This window comes from Bradyrhizobium sp. AZCC 1610, from assembly GCF_036924515.1.
Classification (GTDB): domain Bacteria; phylum Pseudomonadota; class Alphaproteobacteria; order Rhizobiales; family Xanthobacteraceae; genus Bradyrhizobium.
In genome coordinates this window covers 4,699,030-4,715,369 of sequence record NZ_JAZHRR010000001.1, presented here as the reverse complement: position 1 = coordinate 4,715,369, position 16,340 = coordinate 4,699,030, and the positions used below count along the sequence as shown (strand labels likewise).

General features: G+C 60.7%; 15 protein-coding genes and 2 pseudogenes. 12 read left to right on the top strand and 5 right to left on the bottom strand.

Going from position 1 to position 16,340, the window contains the following annotated elements; genetic code table 11:
* The gene (locus V1279_RS23380) at positions 1-576 is read right to left on the bottom strand and encodes a MarR family winged helix-turn-helix transcriptional regulator (protein WP_334440611.1); all 576 of its coding nucleotides are present in this window, start codon (positions 574-576) and stop codon (positions 1-3) included.
* 219 nt (positions 577-795) lie between these two features.
* Here V1279_RS23380 and V1279_RS23375 point away from each other — a divergent pair, with 219 nt between their 5' ends.
* Complete coding sequence (locus tag V1279_RS23375; protein WP_334440610.1) at positions 796-1,980, top strand: ABC transporter substrate-binding protein; 1,185 nt, start codon at positions 796-798, stop codon at positions 1,978-1,980.
* A 37-nt stretch (positions 1,981-2,017) separates the two neighbouring features.
* On the opposite strand, the gene V1279_RS23370 is transcribed toward V1279_RS23375, so the two are convergent.
* Positions 2,018-2,995: a LysR family transcriptional regulator gene (locus V1279_RS23370; RefSeq protein WP_334440607.1), complete on the bottom strand. Its 978-nt coding sequence runs from the start codon at positions 2,993-2,995 to the stop codon at positions 2,018-2,020.
* A 227-nt stretch (positions 2,996-3,222) separates the two neighbouring features.
* On the opposite strand from V1279_RS23370, the gene V1279_RS23365 reads away from it, so the two are divergent.
* The 7 genes and pseudogenes from V1279_RS23365 (at position 3,223) to V1279_RS23335 (ending at position 9,441) form a co-directional block, all read left to right on the top strand.
* Positions 3,223-4,452 carry an ABC transporter substrate-binding protein gene (locus tag V1279_RS23365; protein WP_334440606.1) on the top strand — a complete coding sequence of 410 codons (1,230 nt, stop codon included), beginning with the start codon at positions 3,223-3,225 and terminating at the stop codon, positions 4,450-4,452.
* Positions 4,428-5,153, top strand: coding sequence for a nitroreductase (locus V1279_RS23360; protein WP_334440605.1), 726 nt, complete (start codon positions 4,428-4,430; stop codon positions 5,151-5,153). Before V1279_RS23365 ends, V1279_RS23360 begins: the two co-directional genes overlap by 25 nt.
* A gap of 23 nt (positions 5,154-5,176) precedes the next feature.
* Complete coding sequence (locus V1279_RS23355) at positions 5,177-5,716, top strand: 4-hydroxylaminobenzoate lyase (RefSeq protein WP_334440603.1); 540 nt, start codon at positions 5,177-5,179, stop codon at positions 5,714-5,716.
* 49 nt (positions 5,717-5,765) lie between these two features.
* Positions 5,766-6,468: pseudogene (gene pcaH, locus V1279_RS23350) on the top strand (protocatechuate 3,4-dioxygenase subunit beta).
* Positions 6,468-7,067 carry a protocatechuate 3,4-dioxygenase subunit alpha gene (pcaG, locus tag V1279_RS23345; protein ID WP_334440602.1) on the top strand — a complete coding sequence of 200 codons (600 nt, stop codon included), beginning with the start codon at positions 6,468-6,470 and terminating at the stop codon, positions 7,065-7,067. The pseudogene pcaH and the gene pcaG overlap by 1 nt, the downstream one beginning before the upstream one ends.
* 562 nt (positions 7,068-7,629) lie before the next feature.
* Positions 7,630-8,571: a LysR family transcriptional regulator gene (locus tag V1279_RS23340; protein WP_334440600.1), complete on the top strand. Its 942-nt coding sequence runs from the start codon at positions 7,630-7,632 to the stop codon at positions 8,569-8,571.
* A 222-nt stretch (positions 8,572-8,793) separates the two neighbouring features.
* Positions 8,794-9,441: a hydrolase gene (locus tag V1279_RS23335; protein WP_334440598.1), complete on the top strand. Its 648-nt coding sequence runs from the start codon at positions 8,794-8,796 to the stop codon at positions 9,439-9,441.
* 238 nt (positions 9,442-9,679) lie between these two features.
* Here V1279_RS23335 and V1279_RS23330 read toward each other — a convergent pair whose 3' ends face one another.
* Positions 9,680-10,642, bottom strand: coding sequence for a GlxA family transcriptional regulator (locus V1279_RS23330; protein ID WP_334440596.1), 963 nt, complete (start codon positions 10,640-10,642; stop codon positions 9,680-9,682).
* Between the two features lie 135 nt (positions 10,643-10,777).
* Here V1279_RS23330 and V1279_RS23325 point away from each other — a divergent pair, with 135 nt between their 5' ends.
* The 3 genes and pseudogenes from V1279_RS23325 to V1279_RS23315 form a co-directional block, all read left to right on the top strand.
* On the top strand, positions 10,778-11,416 hold the full coding sequence (locus V1279_RS23325; RefSeq protein WP_334440595.1) for an HD domain-containing protein: 639 nt from the start codon (positions 10,778-10,780) through the stop codon (positions 11,414-11,416).
* Between the two features lie 72 nt (positions 11,417-11,488).
* Entirely contained in the window at positions 11,489-12,970 is a 1,482-nt protein-coding gene (locus V1279_RS23320) for a catalase (RefSeq protein WP_334440594.1), read from the top strand.
* A gap of 215 nt (positions 12,971-13,185) precedes the next feature.
* Positions 13,186-13,491 (top strand): annotated as a pseudogene (locus tag V1279_RS23315) (helix-turn-helix domain-containing protein); the annotation flags it as partial.
* Positions 13,492-13,686: 195 nt separating this feature from the next.
* Here the strand turns inward: V1279_RS23315 and V1279_RS23310 are convergent.
* A complete protein-coding gene (locus V1279_RS23310; protein WP_334440592.1) occupies positions 13,687-14,145 on the bottom strand; it encodes a DUF3237 family protein in 459 nt (152 codons plus the stop codon).
* Between the two features lie 312 nt (positions 14,146-14,457).
* Between V1279_RS23310 and V1279_RS23305 the strand changes: the two genes are divergently transcribed.
* Positions 14,458-15,093: a tyrosine-type recombinase/integrase gene (locus tag V1279_RS23305; protein WP_334440591.1), complete on the top strand. Its 636-nt coding sequence runs from the start codon at positions 14,458-14,460 to the stop codon at positions 15,091-15,093.
* 265 nt (positions 15,094-15,358) lie between these two features.
* Here the strand turns inward: V1279_RS23305 and V1279_RS23300 are convergent, their stop codons facing one another.
* Positions 15,359-15,760, bottom strand: a complete 402-nt coding sequence (locus V1279_RS23300) for a DUF1330 domain-containing protein (RefSeq protein WP_334440589.1) — start codon at positions 15,758-15,760, stop codon at positions 15,359-15,361.
* Positions 15,761-16,340: the final 580 nt, after the last annotated feature.

Genomic DNA, 16,340 nt, shown 5'->3' with positions numbered 1-16,340 from the left:
CTAACTCGCCGCGAGTCGGCTGGTCTTCTTCGTCGCCCTCACGGTCCTCACAGCCAACAGCTTGCGCAGGCACCGGTCGAGCATCGCGATCTCGGCCTTGGTCAGGCCGCTCGCCTCGGCCACGCTCGCGACGACCTTCGCGATCTCAGTAATGCCGCGGTCGGCGGTCGCAAGGCCCTTCGCGGTCAGGCGGACCAGCTCGGAGCGGCCGTCGTCGTTTGCGGAGACGCGGAGGATGAACCCGCCTTCCTGGAGCCGCGCCACGCGCTTGGTCATGGCGCCGGAAGTGACGAGCAGCGCGCGAAACAGGTCGGTTGGGCGCAGTTCGTAAGGCTTTCCCGAGCGCCTGAGCGCCAGCAGAACGTAAAGCTCGCCGGTCTGCACGCCGACGGTTTTCGATATTTCGTGCAGCCGCATTTCGTGAAGTTGGTTGACCCGCTCCAGCCGCAACAGCGTGCAGGCCATGGCCATGTCGAGGTCAGGACGCTGCTCAAGCCAGGCGGCTTCGATATCGTCGTACAGGATGCTATCGGGCTTTGGTGCTTGTTTGGTGACTGGCTCTGTACCGCGCGACACGCTCTTTTTCCTCATTCCTTCCTATCCTCGTTAGTCCTGCACCAAGTGGCACCGCCACTATCCCTTGGTCCAATCTAACACCCTCGAATTCACGTGTCGCGCGGCAAGTTCCTGGTATTGGTCGAAGGTGGCGGTACGGCCATTTGACGCTGGGGCTCGCTGTTGACAAATATCTTCCTAGGAAGAATATTCTTGGTAAGAAATATAGGGGAGGATCGCATGCGTGGACTTGGCGCAGTATTCTTTTTCGCAGCTTCACTGGTCACATTGTGCGCAGCCAGGGCGGAGGAGGGCGAGCTGATCCTCGGGCAGACGATGCCCTATAGCGGTCCGGCCTCGGCGCTGAGCGCGGTCGGCAAGGTCCAGACCCGCTATTTTCAGATGATCAATGAACGCGGTGGAATCAACGGCCACAAGATCAAGCTGATCTCGCTCGACGATGGCTATAGTCCGCCAAAGGCAGTGGAACAGACCCGAAGGCTGATCGAGAGTGATGAGGCTGTTGCGATTTTCGGCAGCATGGGCACCGCGCAGAACGCGGCCGTCCAGAAATATCTGAACGGCCGCAAGGTACCCCAGCTCTTCGTATTCGCCGCCAGCGACCGCTTTGCCGATCCGAAGACCAGCCCATACACCATCTCGGGAATGACCTTGTTCAGTACCGAAGCGGCCATTTACGCCAGGCTGGTTTCCGAGACCATTCCGCGGGCGCGCGTCGCGGTTCTCTACCAGAACGACGACTATGGGCGCGAATACCTTCGCAGCTTCAAGGCCGAACTGGCGCAGCGCGATCCGCAGGCGGAGATCGTCGCCACCGCGCCTTACGAGGTCACGTCGCCGACGGTCGATTCACAGGTGGTATCGCTGGCCAGCACCAACGCCAATGTCTTCCTGAATGCGTCGACCGGCAAGTTCACGTCGCAGGCAATCCGCAAGGTTGGTGAACTCGGCTGGCACGCGCAACAGTTTCTGCCTATCGGGAGCAACTTCGTCGCAACGATCCTCAAGCCGGCGGGGCTCGAAAATGCCAAGGGCGCGATTTCGGCCACGCCGACGAAGACAGTGGGCGATCCCGAATGGGTCAAAGACCCAGCCTATCTGGAGTGGGTGGCCTTCATGAAGAAATACTATCCCGAGGGGGACATCGAGGAACAGCTCAACTTCACTGGATGGAACGTCGCCGTCCTCATGACCAAGGTACTCGAAGCCTGTGGTAACGACTTTTCGCGGCAAAATATCATGAAGCATGCCACGGCACTGAAGAACGTCACACTTCCTGGCCTGATCCCCGGCATCACCGTCAACTCGACCCCGGACGACTACCGCCTGATCAAGTCGCTCCGGCCGCAACGCTTCGACGGCGAGCGCTGGGTCGCGATATCAGGGACGATCGAGGCTCGATAAGGGCGCCACCGGCCGGCTGAGCGACGCACGCCATCCGCTATCGCCCGCGCCTGAGGTCCTCGGTCGCGCGCCGGAGGATTTCGTGAAGCCATTCGTGCGATGGCTCGCGTTCGACACGCTCGTGCCACAGCAGCCGGACCTCGACAGGCGTCGTGGTGTAGGGCAGCTCGTAGGTCGTGATGGCATGGGTTTGCTCGAGCGCTCTCGCCAATGGACGCGGGACGATGGCTGCCAGTTCGGAATCCACGAGCAAGGCGGGCAGGGCAAGAAAATGCGGCAGCGAAACCGCTATTCGCGGCGGCCGGTCGCTTTCGGATAGTGCCCGTTCGAGCGCCGCGCGGTCGTACATTTCCGACCGCCTGGCGAGACCCCGCTCGGAGATGAAGCCTCCAATCGCGCCTTCCTGGTCGCCGCCAAAGGAGACGACGACCAGCGGCAGGCGAGCCAGCTTCGACTTGTCGAGCCGGTCAAGCCTACGCTTTCCGCCAACGATCAGCACATCGTCATATTCGAACAGCAGAGCCGTGCGGAAACGGCTCGGAGGGGTCGAGAAGACACCGATGGCGACGTCGATGCGGCCAAGGTCGATCTGCTCGGCAAGGTCGATCCGCGTCACCGGCTTTATCATCAGGTCGATCGCCGGCGCCTCGCGGCCGAGTATCCTCAGGAGCGGAGACGCCAGCACCATCGTGGTGAAGTCGTTGGCGGCCAGCGTGAACTGCTTGGTGGAAACCGCCGGAACGAAGGTCGGCAACTCGACCGCCGCCTCGAGGGATCGCAGGGCTTCGCGAACCTGCGGTGCCATCGTCAGCGCGCGCGCCGTCGGTTGCATCCCCGTTGCCGTGCGTACGAACAGGTCGTCTTCGAGCATCTCGCGGAGCCGGGCGAGCGAGTGGCTCACGGCGGATTGACTCAGCGCGACCTTCTGGCTGGCTCGCAGCACGCTGCGCTCTTCCATGACGGCGTCGAAGACCTTGAGCAGATTCAGGTCCAATGTCTTGAAGGGAACGGACACGATAAGGATCCAATCGATGGCAGACCGCACAGCCAATGTGTTGCTGCGAGCGATTCCAGTTAATGCCAGACGCGCCGCGGACGCAACCGCGCGGACGCTGAAGACATGCTGTGGCGTTGTCGGCGCCAGCAATCTGAAAGCGGTTCAGGACCACTCTGCAAGAGTTTCACTTCCGCAACCGGGCGATCCCGTCATTATCATGCCACCGTGTTTGGAGGAGACGGGAAATGAGATTTTGCGTGATGTCGATCGGAGCTGTCAAAGGCAATGCTGTCGGGGCCGTCTTGGCGTCGACACTGTTCGTGACGTCCGCGATTGCACAGGACGGTCCGGTCAAGCTCGGGGTCGTGACCGACATGTCCTCGCTTTACGCCGACAATGGCGGCCAGGGTTCGGTGGTTGCGGCGCAGATGGCCGTTGACGATTTCAAGGGCAAGGTGCTGGGGCGCGCTGTCCAGATTGTTGCCGGCGACCATCAGAACAAGGCCGACGTTGGATCTGTGATCACACGGCGCTGGCTGGAGAATGAGGGCGTCGAGGCGATCCTCGACGTGCCCAATTCCGCCGTTGCCTTGGCGGTGCAGGGCATCATGCGAGACAAGAAGAAGCTGTTTCTCGCAACAGGCGCCGCGACGTCGCGCCTGACCGGCGACGAATGCTCGATGACCGGCATTCACTGGACCTATGACACCTTTGCGCTGTCGCAGGGCGCAACACGGGCGATCTCGCGTCTTGGCGCAAAGAGCTGGTTCTTCCTCTCGGCCGACTACTCCCTCGGCTCGCAGCTCGAAGCGGATAGCCGCAGGGTCATCGGCGCGACAGGCGGTAAGGTCGTCGGTGCCGTAAAGCACCCGATCAACACGTCTGATTTTTCCTCGTTCCTGCTCCAGGCACAATCCTCCAAGGCGGAGGTGATCGCGCTCGCTGATGCCGGCGGTGATTTCATCAACGCCGTCAAGCAGGCGGGTGAGTTCGGGATTACGCGTGAGCAGAAGCTTGCCGGACTGATCGTCTTCATTGCTGATATTCACAGCCTTGGGCTGCAGAGCGCCCAGGGCCTGTTGCTCAGCTCGGCATTCTATTGGGACTTGAATGAGGAGACGCGGGCATGGTCGAAGCGTTTCATCGAGAAGACCCAGAAGGTCCCGACCATGATCCAAGCCGGCACGTATGGCGCGGTGATGCACTATCTCAAGGCGGTCGAAGCAGCAGGCACGCTGGATGGACCGACCGTTGCCGCCAAGATGCGCGAAATGCCCGTGAACGATTTCATGACCCGTAACGGCAAGATCCGGGAAGACGGCCGGCTGGTCCGCGACATGTATCTGTTCCGCGTCAAGTCGCCGGAGGAGTCCAAGTACAAGTTCGACTACTACAAGCTGCTCGCGACAATTCCAGGAGAAGAAGCCTTCAAACCGATGGAGGAAGGGGGATGTCCGCTCTTGAAGAAGCCGTAATCGGCGAGGGCGCGGCTCGGACTGCCCGGAGCCGCATCGACGAGATCATCGCTGGCCGCTTCGCGTGCCGCGAATTCTCCGACGCTCCCGTTCCGAGACGGACCATCGAGCAGATTCTCCGCGTGGCGCGGTTCGCGCCGAGTGGCGCGAACATCCAGCCATGGCAGGTGTACGTGCTCGCAAGCGCAGCCAAGGACAGGGTATCGGCGGCGCTGCTGGAGGCGCACGAAACGTCCCGCGACGAACACGTGTCCGAGTACAAATATTACGCCAGCGATTTGCCTGAGCCGTACCTGAATCGGCGACAGGAATTCGGCCGACTGTTCTACGGCTCGCTCGGCATCGCTCAAGCCGATATTGAAGCCCGGAGCAGGCAAACCGCCAGGAACTACGCATTCTTCGGCGCGCCGGTGGGATTAATCGTCACCATCGACCGCCGGCTGGAAGTGGGAAGCTGGCTCGACCTCGGAATGTTCGTTCAGAACGTGCTGCTGGCTGCGGCGGGGCGTGGGCTGCAATCCTGTCCGCAGGAAACGTTCGCGAAGTATCACAGGATACTGCGCCCGCTTCTGTCGATCCCTGTGGAGCAGATGGTGATCTGCGGAATATCGATCGGCCACGCGAAGGACGCGGCAACGAGAGGCTTGATGCCACGAGCGGACGTGGAGGCATTCGCCTCGTTCGCGGGTTTCGACGACTAGCTGCTCTAAAAGGAGAGATGACCATGGGAAGCCGAGAACAGTTGATCGAACGCAGCATTCCCTTTTTGCAGGAAGTCAAGGACATGACGCCCGGTGCCGCGATGGAGCGTTGGCTCAACGAGAAATACGGCGAGGACAGCTCGCTCTACCAGGACCTTTCTCGTCTCATCAAAATCGGCGTCGAGGAAGGCTGGGCGGCGAACCAGGAAGTGGAGGGCCCGAACTACCGGCGCAGCCGCATCCTGGAGCCGACGCCCGAAACGTTCCAGTTCAGCATCACCGCCGTCTACATGAACAGCGCTGATCCGCGCCGCTTCAAGGACGAGGATGATCACGACGTGCTGCGCGGGCAGTATCACGGTCATCCCTATGGCGAGCTCAACCTGGTTGTTCCCCTCGACAGGGGCGCCGAGTTGAGGGGGTTGCAGGGGTGGCAGGGACCTGGCTGGACAGCGCCCGATCCTGGCAGCCGGCACTATCCCGAGGTCAGGGGTGGCGCGGTGATCGCGCTGTTCTATCTGCCGGCCGGGCGCATCTCCTACGATTTCAAGGCACCGGCCTGATTGCTGACTGGACATCCCGAGTGGGGCCTAGCGTCCTTGGAACAAACACATGACGTTGATCTATCCGGTCACCTCGAACAGCATCCTTCCCGCGCCGCTGTCTCCCGCCTACAAAAGTTCGATCAAACGCGCGCCGCAGAAGCCGCTGATCCCGATGCGCCACACGCTCTCGGAACTGACCGGCCCGGTCTATGGCCACGAGACCGTGCGCGAGCACGACAACGACCTCACCATCCAGCACAAGGGCGAGCCGCTCGGCGAGCGCATCATCGTCCACGGCTATGTGCTCGATGAGGACGGCCGGGGCGTGCCCAATACGCTCGTCGAGCTGTGGCAGGCCAATGCCTGCGGCCGCTATATCCACGTCGTCGATCAGCATCCGGCGCCGCTCGATCCGAACTTCACCGGCGCCGGCCGGACGCAATCGGATGACAAGGGCTACTACAAGTTCATCACTATCAAGCCCGGTGCCTATCCCTGGGGCAATCATCACAACGCGTGGCGGCCGGCCCACATCCACTTCTCGGTGTTCGGTCATTCCTTCGTCTCGCGCCTGGTGACGCAAATGTATTTCCCGGGCGATCCGCTGTTCCCGTTCGATCCGATCTTCAATTCGGTGACCGACGAGAAGGCGCGCGCGCGGGATGATCTCGTCCTTCGATCTCGACAACACCAAGCCGGAATGGGCGCTGTGCTACCGCTTCGACATCGTCCTGCGCGGCCGCAACGCGACGCCGATGGAGACCAAGTAGTGCCGGAATCAAAAGGGATCACGCCGTCGCAGACCGTCGGTCCGTATTTCAAGTACGGCCTAACGCCGAACGGCGAGTACGCCTGGAACGACCCTTTTACCAACAACCTCGTCACGCCTGACGTGACGGGTGACCGGATCCGCGTCGAGGGCATCGTCTATGACGGCGACGGCAAGCCGGTGCCGGACTGCATGCTGGAGATCTGGCAGGCCGACGCGCAGGGCCGCTTCTCCGATCCGCAGGACAAGCGCGCCTTGCCCAACACCTCGTTCAAGAGGTTCGGCCGCTGCGGCACCCGCGGCAATGGCGGCTATGTCTTCGACACCATCAAGCCCGGCGTGGTGCCCGATCCCGACGGCAAGCCGCAGGCGCCGCATATCGTGCTCGCGGTGTTCGCGCGCGGCATGCTGCTGCACCTCTACACCCGCATCTATTTCGACGGCGAGGCGGGCAACGCCGCCGATCCGGTGCTGGCGCTAGTGCCGGCCGATCGTCGCGCGACCTTGATCGCCAAGCGCAAGGCGGGAGGAGCGAACGCGATCTATTCGCTCGACATCCACCTGCAGGGCGACAACGAGACGGTGTTCTTCGACGTCTAGTGGCAGGGAAGGGTGCACGCCTGCGCGCGGGTCGGATGCTCCATGACGAGATTGCCGCAGCGATTCATGGGATCCGCACCGGACGGAAGTCGGCGTCGAATCACCAGTTCTACGTCGTGGCATAGCGCTGCCCCATGGCCGGTGAAACGCTGCTGTTCACGGAGGCTGAGTGGATACCGCGGTAGACGACGTCGTTCGCAAGATGACGTCGTTTCGGCTCGCTGGACAACTTCGAGAGCCGAAGCTACCAGTGGTCTGAATGCCGGCGCGATCGTGCCGCCGCATTCGCCACCAGCGGGCTCAGAGTGAGGAGGGCTCGATGCTGAGACCGATGCCATGCGATTCCACATCGGCTCGGCGCGTCGGTAACTACGTGGTCCCGAGTGGACTTCTTTCGTGCCAAGGAAGGCCCTCTAGCGACGCACCAGCGGAAAAGCGCGGGCCGCTGTGGGTCCATCGCCTCTCGCCTGAAACGTAACTATTAGTCCACCCAGGATTACGGAGACCTCCGTCATGTCCGTTGATTGTATTGCGCCCCTCACTCTGGTAGCGAAGGATCACAATGAGAGATCCTCTCGATAAGCTTTCTTGGGACGATTTACGCATCGTAAAGGTGATTGGCGAGAGCGGATCCCTCGCGCTTGCCGCGACTGCGCTTGGCATCAATACTTCGACCGTTTCCCGGCGGCTCTCGCAGCTCGAGGGGACTTTGGGCGTTGCTCTTTTTGACCGGCGGCGCGCTGGATACTTGCCGACGGCGTCTGGTGCCGAACTGATGGCTCTCGCCGAACGCGTTGAACTTGACGTAATCAGCGTGGCGCGACGCGTCTCGGGTCACGTTGAGAAACAGGCGGGCGACTTGCGCGTAACGACCAGCGACGCGCTGATGCTAGATTTCCTCACGCCGATCATTGCAGACTTCCATGCCTTGAATCCATCGGTCAGAGTCGACGTGATCGTCGGAAACTGTTTGCTGAATCTTGCACGTGGGGAGTCGGACATCGCTTTCCGCGCAGTGACCGGAGTGCCTCCTGAAAATCTCTTCGGCCGGAAGGTCGCAACCATTGCATGGGCGGCCTACGGGCGCAGGCTCGACTTCTTCGACGACCGGCCGCCCCCTAGCGATATCTATCAGCGTCGATGGCTATCATACGGAAAGGGCCTATCCGGCCTCAAGGCACACGCTTTCGTCGAGGAGCGTGTCCCTAGAGAAAGGATTGTCTTCCAAAGCGATTCCGTCGCGGGGATGTCGACGGCAATCGCCGCGGGCATGGGGATTGGATTCTTGCCCTGCATGCACGGCGATATTTCTGCGGACCTCATGCGTGTGGGCCCGACAGAGCCCGACACCAGTGACGAGCTCTGGATATTGACCCATCCCGACATTCGGAAGTCAGGGCGCGTGAATGCCTTCATGACGCATTGCCTGAAAGCCATCGCGAAACAGCGAGCATTGATCGAGGGGCGACGGCCTGACGCGCACCGTGCGGACGGTCAGCGATAGTCGTCAAGCTCTTCTCGCCGCCCAATACTTTGCAAGTCGCGCAGCTGTTCTAAGTCTGCAATTTTGCGGAAATGCTTCAGCGTAAATGCTGCTCGCGCGATGCAAAGCTCCGTCGTAACTGCTTCCTCGTTCTGCGGTCGTCGGTCCCCGCGCGGTTATCGGCTCCGCATCGGCCTAATCGCCAAAATCAAGAAGTTTCATCACTCTGGAAAGGAAGCCGACGTGAGCATCAAAGCGATCGCTAAACCCGCCAAAACGCTTCTCAGCCCCAAGGATCACGCCTTGATCCTGATCGATCATCAGTCGCAGATGGCGTTCAACACCAAGTCGATTGACATCACCAATCTGCGTACAAATGTCGCGATCCTCGCTCACACGGCGAAGGGCTTCAAGGTGCCGACGATCCTCACCACGATCTCGAAGGATACTTTCGCAGGTCCGCTGTTCAGTGAAATCACGGATGTCTTTCCGGATGCGGAGGTCACCGACCGCACGACGTTGAATGGCTGGGAAGACGAGAATCTCATCCGCCGCGTCAACGCCGTCGGCAAGGACCGCCTCGTTATCTGCGGCCTGTGGACTTCTGTCTGTTGCAATGGTCCCGTGTTGTCGGCGCTGGAGCAGGGCTATGAAGTTTATATCGTTACGGATGCTTGCGGTGACTGCACGACCGAGGCGCACGAACGGGCGGTCGAGCGCATGATCCAAGCCGGTGCGCGTCCGATCACCGCGCTCGGCTATCTGTCTGAACTGCAGCGGGATTGGGCGCGTCAGGAGACCTACGACGTCACCACCAGCATCGCGAAGCAGTACGGTGGCGCCTTCGGCGTGGGTGTCCAGTACGTCAAGACGATGTTTGGCGCCCACTAGGGCTCAAGTTCTGCTTCTCGCCTCAAACGGGCGCAGGATCATCCGCCTTCAGTATCGGGTGAACGAGAAATTCGTTCATCCGATGCCGGCCAACGCCAAGGGCAGCGCCGATCCAGAACATTCGGCCATGACGCCCACACCCATTGCCAAGCTGCTTGCAAGTCGCTGGTGCGGCGTGGCTGCGCGCGCGGTGCTCACATTCCCCTATTGGATCAATCCGATTGCCTCGATTTTGAACTCACGGCCGAACTTCCACGATCCGCGCAAACCGCTTGCGATACTCGGCCGGCGTCACTCCGACGTGCCGAGCGAATGCACGCCGCAACGTATCCGCATCAGCAAAGCCACAATGCGTGGCCACTTGTTTCGGAGCCTCATGCCCAAGCTCAAGTAGACGCCTGGCAGCGTTGACGCGGGCTTCTTCGACCCACGTCGCGGGTGTGATGCCGACTTCGTTACGAAACAGCCGCGCAAAGTGTCGCGGACTTAGCTCCATACGCTTCGCCAAGTTGGCGACGCTATGGTCTAGCGCAGGATTGGCGGCGACCCAGCGCTGCAACTCCTGCAGCGCAGCGCGGCCAGCGGGTACTACCTCGCCATTGCGGGTGAACTGCATTTGTCCACCTGGGCGCTTGAAGAACATGACAAGTTGGCTCGCAACCTTCATCGCCGTCTCGCGTCCGAGATCTTCCTCCACGAGGGCGAGCGCCAGATCGAGCCCTGCGGTCACGCCGGCAGCCGTACGGAGCTGGCCGTCGGTGATGTAAATCGCGTCCTGATCTACGGTGACCGAGGGAAATCTCTCAGCCAGCGTATCTGCGACCGCCCAATGCGTCGTGACGCGCCTGCCGTCGAGGAGGCCAGCCGCCGCGAGGAAAAAAGCGCCGCTGCACACCGACCCGAAGCGTTTGGCCGTGGGGGCCCGCCGGCGAAGCCAATCGACCACGATGCCGTCTGCAGGCACTTCGGCAGCATTCGGACATCCTGCGATCAGCAGCGTGTCGATAGCCTCCCGGAAATCGCGATCAATGATCCGGTCGGGCATCAACCGCACACCCGACGAGCTACGGACTAGGCCTGGCTCTGCCGCCGCCACGAAAAGCTCATACGCCGGATAGCCCGCCTGCACGTTCGCCTCCGCGAACACATCAAGAGGTCCAGAGACGTCGAGGAGCTGCACCCCCGGCAACGCCACGATCACGACCGTCCTTGGCTTCGACTTCACATTCACGTCCGCCTTAGTCAGTATTTGTCCGGTTTAGACGTAATACGTTAATTGCGGACAGAATAGCCCAGTCTTACTGTCCTGGCGAGTGGAAAATTCAGGAGAAATTCAATGCCGTCGATCGCAGACGCTGTCATCCCCGAGAGTAAATTGGCGCGCGCCATCACCGAGTATGTCCGCGATACCGAGACCGAGCTGCTCTTCAACCATTCCAGCCGCGTCTATCAGTTCGGCGCGCTGGCCGGCGTTCATCGCGGGCTGAAGTTCGATCGTGAACTGCTCTATGCCGGCGCCATGTTTCACGACATTGGCTTGATGCCGAGCCATAGCAGCAAGGACGAGCGCTTCGAGGTCGATGGCGCGCATGCCGCTCGCTATTTCCTCCGCAGCCACGGCATCCCCGAAGACGACGCCTACGCGGTCTGGACCGCGATCGCGCTCCACACGACGCCGGGCGTACCGCAGCACATGCATCCGGTCGTGGCCCTGGTGACCGCGGGCGTCGAAATGGATGTTCTTGGGCTCACCTACAAGGAATATTCCGACGATGAACGTAAGGCAGTCGTGAAGGCGTTCCCGCGAACGCCGCGGTTCAAGGAAGACATCATCCAAGCATTCTACGACGGCATCAAGCACAAGACGGAGACGACGTTCGGCAACGTTAAGGCGGACGTCATCGCCGACAAGGAGCCGCATTTCCATCGCGGCAACTTCTGCAGCGTCATCCGCCGCTCCCAGTGGCACGGCTGAGCCGTCCTTTCCACATTTTCGCGCTGCTCGGCCGTCGTTCGGGTGGGCAGCGCATAACCGAGGAATCGTCCCATGACTGACAAACCACCACATCTTACCCACGCTACCGGCGCTCCCGTAAGCGATAACCTGAACATCGTGACCGCTGGTCGCCGTGGTCCCGCGTTGCTGCAGGACATCTGGCTAATCGAGAAGCTCGCCCACTTCGATCGTGAAGTGATCCCGGAACGCCGTATGCACGCCAAGGGCTCGGGCGCCTTCGGAACCTTCACGACAACCCATGACGTCACACGTTATACAAAGGCGAAGATCTTCTCGGAGGTCGGTAAGGTAACGCCGATATTCGCGCGCTTCTCGACCGTAGCCGGCGAACGCGGCGCGGCCGATGCAGAGCGTGACATCCGCGGCTTTGCGCTGAAGTTCTACACGGAGGAAGGTAACTGGGACATGGTGGGCAACAACACCCCTGTGTTCTTCTTCCGCGATCCGTTGCGCTTCCCCGACCTCAATCACGCAATCAAGCGGGACCCGCGCACCGGCATGCGCAGCGCCGACAATAACTGGGACTTCTGGACCCTTTTGCCGGAAGCACTGCACCAGGTCACCATCGTCATGAGCGAGCGCGGTATTCCGAAGAGCTACCGTCACATGCATGGTTTCGGCAGCCATACCTACAGCTTCATCAACGCCGCCAATGAGCGGATCTGGGTGAAGTTCCACTTTCGCACCCAGCAGGGCATCGAGAACCTGACGGACGCGGAGGCGGAAGCACTTGTCGGCAAGGACCGCGAGACTCACCAGCGCGACCTCTTTGAGAGCATCGAACGCGGTGATTTCCCCCGTTGGACACTGCTTGTCCAGGTCATGACCGACGCGCAGGCCAAGGCGTTCCCCTTCAACCCGTTCGACTTGACCAAGGTCTGGCCAAAGGCGGACTTTCCGTTGATCGAAGTCGGCTACTTCGAGTTGAACCGCAATCCGGAAAACGTCTTCGCCGAGGTGGAGCAAGCTGCCTTTTCCCCGGCTAACGTCGTGCCTGGCATCGGTTTCTCTCCCGACAAGATGCTGCAGGCGCGGCTGTTCTCCTATGGCGACACGCAGCGCTACCGTCTCGGTGTCAACTTCAACCACATCCCGGTCAACGCGCCGAAATGTCCCTTTCACAGCTATCACCGGGACGGTGCGATGCGGACGGACGGTAATCTGGGCCGGACACCGACGTACTTCCCGAACAGCCGCGGAGAGTGGACGGATCAGCCTAATCTCAACGAGCCGCCGCTCGAGATCGACGGCGCAGCCGCACATTGGGATCACCGCGTTGATGACGACCACTATCAGCAACCTGGCGACTTGTTCCGCAAGATGAATGCGGCCCAACGACAAGCCTTATTCGACGACACGGCGCGCGCGGTCGGCGGCGCGGCGATCCATATCCAGGAACGGCACATCGCCAATTGCACCAAGGCCGACCCGGCTTACGGGACCGGCGTCCGCGAAGCGCTGACCCGCCTCGCTACCGTTCGTCCGACCGAAGGGAAAGTCGCCGCGGAATAACAGAAGAAGGTCAATGCTTGCAATGCGCGAGACGCTGCGACGGCGCGCAAGATCGGAAAGTAAGAAACCGATTTCACGAACTAGGTGAAGGAACATCATTTCATCGTCGCCAAGCCGGAACGACCTCAGCGAAAAACGTCACGTTGCGCTAGTCATCTGGAACTCAAGTTCGTCACATTACAAGTTAGCGCTCGAAACCTTGGAGGAGAGCGCTTGTGGCGAATGCAGGTGTGAGAGGCCGGCCGATCGAGCCGTTGGTGCTGAGTGCGCTGGAGCGGACGTACTTGGAGAGACAAGTCCGTCGTCACCATGTTGCGCGGTCGCTATCTGAGCGGTGCCGCGCGATCCTGCGATGTGCGGACGGCTTGCCAAGCAAATCCGTGGCTGCCGAACTCGGCATCCACGAGCACACCGTTGGCAAGTGGCGCCGCCGGTTTTTGAAGGATCGCTGTGATGGCCTGCTCGACGAGGCCCGCCCCGGCCGCCTTCGAACCATCAACGACGATCAGGTTGCTGCCGTGCGGGGGAACGATGTCGGCCGCGGCTTCGTCGGCCGCGATATCCTCGGGCCAAGTGAAAAGCCCTGCGTCGGTCTTGTGCGCGAAAGTTTATTCGCGATCACGTCGTGCGGCCGAATTCGTTCCAAAGCCGAATATGACAAACGACCGCTTGTGGCGCAAAGCGGTCATTCGGCGGGACGGCCGTCCCCCTTGCTTTCACTGCATGAAGCCTTCGGCGCGGACCTTCCCGGTCACCAGGCTCGCGGTCCCCACACCCCAGATCTGTCGCTCATTGACCCAGGCATAGTTTTTGGACGCGGTGGAGAGGCGGACGTTTGCGAAGATGTCGAGCACCGGCTCGCCGGGTCGCGGCGCAGCCTGGCCGTCACCGGACAACGCGATCCGGTGGCCGTCCTCAGTCTCGATGATGACGTGCAGGTCCAGCTCGATGCGACCATCGGCGCGTACCCGCAGATAGTCGACGCCGTGCGCGTGTCCCGCGAGGCGGCCCTCGTACCGCCCATCGACCGCAAGGTCAAATCGAGCTCCGTGTAGTGGAATCGCTTCCTGGCTGGCAAGGATGGCGTCCATGCTCACGCCGTAGTCGGTAACTCCAGTGATATTGAGTTCCATGTCGTAAATCTTCTCGCCCCTCATTGCTGCATTTTGAGTCATTGCATTTCTCCTGGTAACTCCTGTTGTTTGGCCGGATCGCCGACACCCAGTCGAACGGGTGACCACCAAGACGACATGTTCGGGAGAAATTATTTTCGCTGGAAATTATTTTCGCTGGATATGCGGGGCGATAGGGGGTGACGGTCTAGCGCTGAGCGACCCGAGCGCGGAGAAAATGTCTCATGTGGGTCAATTGCGTCCTTGATCGATCGAAGTGGGGCCGAAGTATGTCTCCAATCGTCTGAAAGCCGACGCAGGTTCAGAAGGTTACCGGGTTGAGAATGGCCATCCTCATCAACTGAGGAGGTCACCATGACCGATATCCCAAGCACCAGTGAGAACGTCTCGAAGCACGTGCCATGGAATAAGGGAAAGGTCGTCGGCGCTAAGCCACCTCTCCGGCCGAAGCACGTCTGGTCCATCCGAACGAAGCTCCAGGTCGAAGGGAGGCTCCGGGATCTGGCGCTTTTCAACGTTGCCATTGATAGCAAACTTCGCGGCTGCGATGTCGTGGCCCTGAAAGTCGATGACATTGCGCCAAGCGGCTATGCCGCCGATCGCGCAAGCGTCCGGCAGAAGAAGACGGGACGGCCGGTCAAATTTGAACTCACGGAGTCAACGCGCGAAGCTATCGACGATTATCTGAGGGCGACCGGCAAGAAGCCGGGCCAATATTTATTCGCCGGCCGACGAGGACCTGACCGCAGCCTAACCACTCGGCAGTACGCGCGCCTGTTGTCTGATTGGCTTGCCAGTATAGGGCTGGATTCGCACTGGCTCGGAACGCATTCACTGCGTCGAACAAAGGCGACCCTCATCTACCGGCGTACCGGCAACTTGCGAGCCGTGCAGCTTTTATTGGGCCACACGAAAATCGAGAGTACCGTCCGATATCTGGGGATCGAAGTCGACGATGCTCTCGCAATAGCGGAACAGGTTGATGTCTGAACCACCGGGGCGGAGCGGACGAACTCCGCCCTGCTCAGAAAGGCAGCTCAGGGCCAGACTCGGACTCATGCACTGCGTCAAACCGACATCCCGTTGCCCCACTGTGAGACGAAGCGTCACCTGCTCCGCGGCCCGTCGATGATCGAACCGAACCCCTTTTCCAATGTCCGTGAACGATGGGGATCGTTCGCGTCGGCTCGATCGGTTAAAAAAAGATCGTGAAGAGGCCGCCAGCAAAAGGCGGCCTCTGGCTCAGGTATTCAAGCTACTCTTTCAGACCATCAACAGCAAACGAGCGGAACTTCGCGTATTTTTCGCCAACCTTGCGAAGCTCGACATATTCTGGATTGGCCCGCCAGGCCCGAATTTTCTCCATACTATCCCAGACCTGAACGACCACACGCTTCGGCGCGTCTCCATCAAATGCTGTCACCGTTCCTGTAGTTGCGGCGGATCCGCCGATAGCCAAGAAGCGACCGCCGGCTGCCTTGATGATGGCCTGAGCCTTCGGAGCGTACTCCTTTGCATACGCATCCGGGTTGGTCACGTCGATTTCTGCCACGAAATAGACCGGTGGCTTTGCCTGAGCGTGAAGACCTTCAACCGCGAGAGCGCCAATCGCGACACCTGCGGTCACTGCCACTGCGATTTTGTAATTTGATCTCATGGCATTCCCTCCTAGTGTGTGCAATTTCCCCCCGAGGCACACGTTGAAAGTGCCCCAGCTGACGGTGGGACCAAACGTGCGCGGTGGATGTGAACCGGCTCACATGGGCGGATGCAAATATCTGAGATCGACGGCGCAGATGTGTAAGGAAGCCTGTCAAGTCCGAGTTGGGTCAAAATGCGACTTGGCCAGGAGGGCAGCTCTTGGCACGAAGCGGACCTAAGCAAGCGGCTCGCGATGTCTGCTCTGTGGGAATAGAACGGACATGCCGCGCCAGCGGAGGGATTTCCGATTTTGTGAAGGTTTTCGGATGCCGGCCCCATGAAGATTGCGCCGCGGGCACGGGGCCGGCGTCCGCAAACCTCCAAGGGAGGAAACCGCGGGATGTTGGGCGAGGTGGCGCGTCAGTCGCTATGGGGATTTCGTCGCTGGCGGTGTGTTGCCGAGGAGCGTTGACTACCTCTGTAGGGAGCGGTCGAAGCGGTGGCGAACTCGGTCGGTCGATTGCAATCGTCGGAACTGGGGTCGCGCAGCGGAGATTGATCGACGAGTCGGTTGCCGCGGGCGTCGCAACGGCGAG

Bases quoted from the DNA above. Each gene is read 5' to 3' on its own strand.
- V1279_RS23375 (WP_334440610.1), top strand. From the start codon at position 796: ATGCGTGGACTTGGCGCAGTATTCTTTTTCGCAGCTTCACTGGTCACA.
- V1279_RS23325 (WP_334440595.1), top strand. From the start codon at position 10,778: ATGCCGTCGATCGCAGACGCTGTCATCCCCGAGAGTAAATTGGCGCGC.
- V1279_RS23320 (WP_334440594.1), top strand. From the start codon at position 11,489: ATGACTGACAAACCACCACATCTTACCCACGCTACCGGCGCTCCCGTA.
- V1279_RS23360 (WP_334440605.1), top strand. From the start codon at position 4,428: ATGTCCGCTCTTGAAGAAGCCGTAATCGGCGAGGGCGCGGCTCGGACT.
- V1279_RS23340 (WP_334440600.1), top strand. From the start codon at position 7,630: ATGAGAGATCCTCTCGATAAGCTTTCTTGGGACGATTTACGCATCGTA.
- V1279_RS23300 (WP_334440589.1), bottom strand. From the start codon at position 15,760: ATGAGATCAAATTACAAAATCGCAGTGGCAGTGACCGCAGGTGTCGCG.
- V1279_RS23305 (WP_334440591.1), top strand. From the start codon at position 14,458: ATGACCGATATCCCAAGCACCAGTGAGAACGTCTCGAAGCACGTGCCA.
- V1279_RS23355 (WP_334440603.1), top strand. From the start codon at position 5,177: ATGGGAAGCCGAGAACAGTTGATCGAACGCAGCATTCCCTTTTTGCAG.
- V1279_RS23365 (WP_334440606.1), top strand. From the start codon at position 3,223: ATGAGATTTTGCGTGATGTCGATCGGAGCTGTCAAAGGCAATGCTGTC.
- V1279_RS23310 (WP_334440592.1), bottom strand. From the start codon at position 14,145: ATGACTCAAAATGCAGCAATGAGGGGCGAGAAGATTTACGACATGGAA.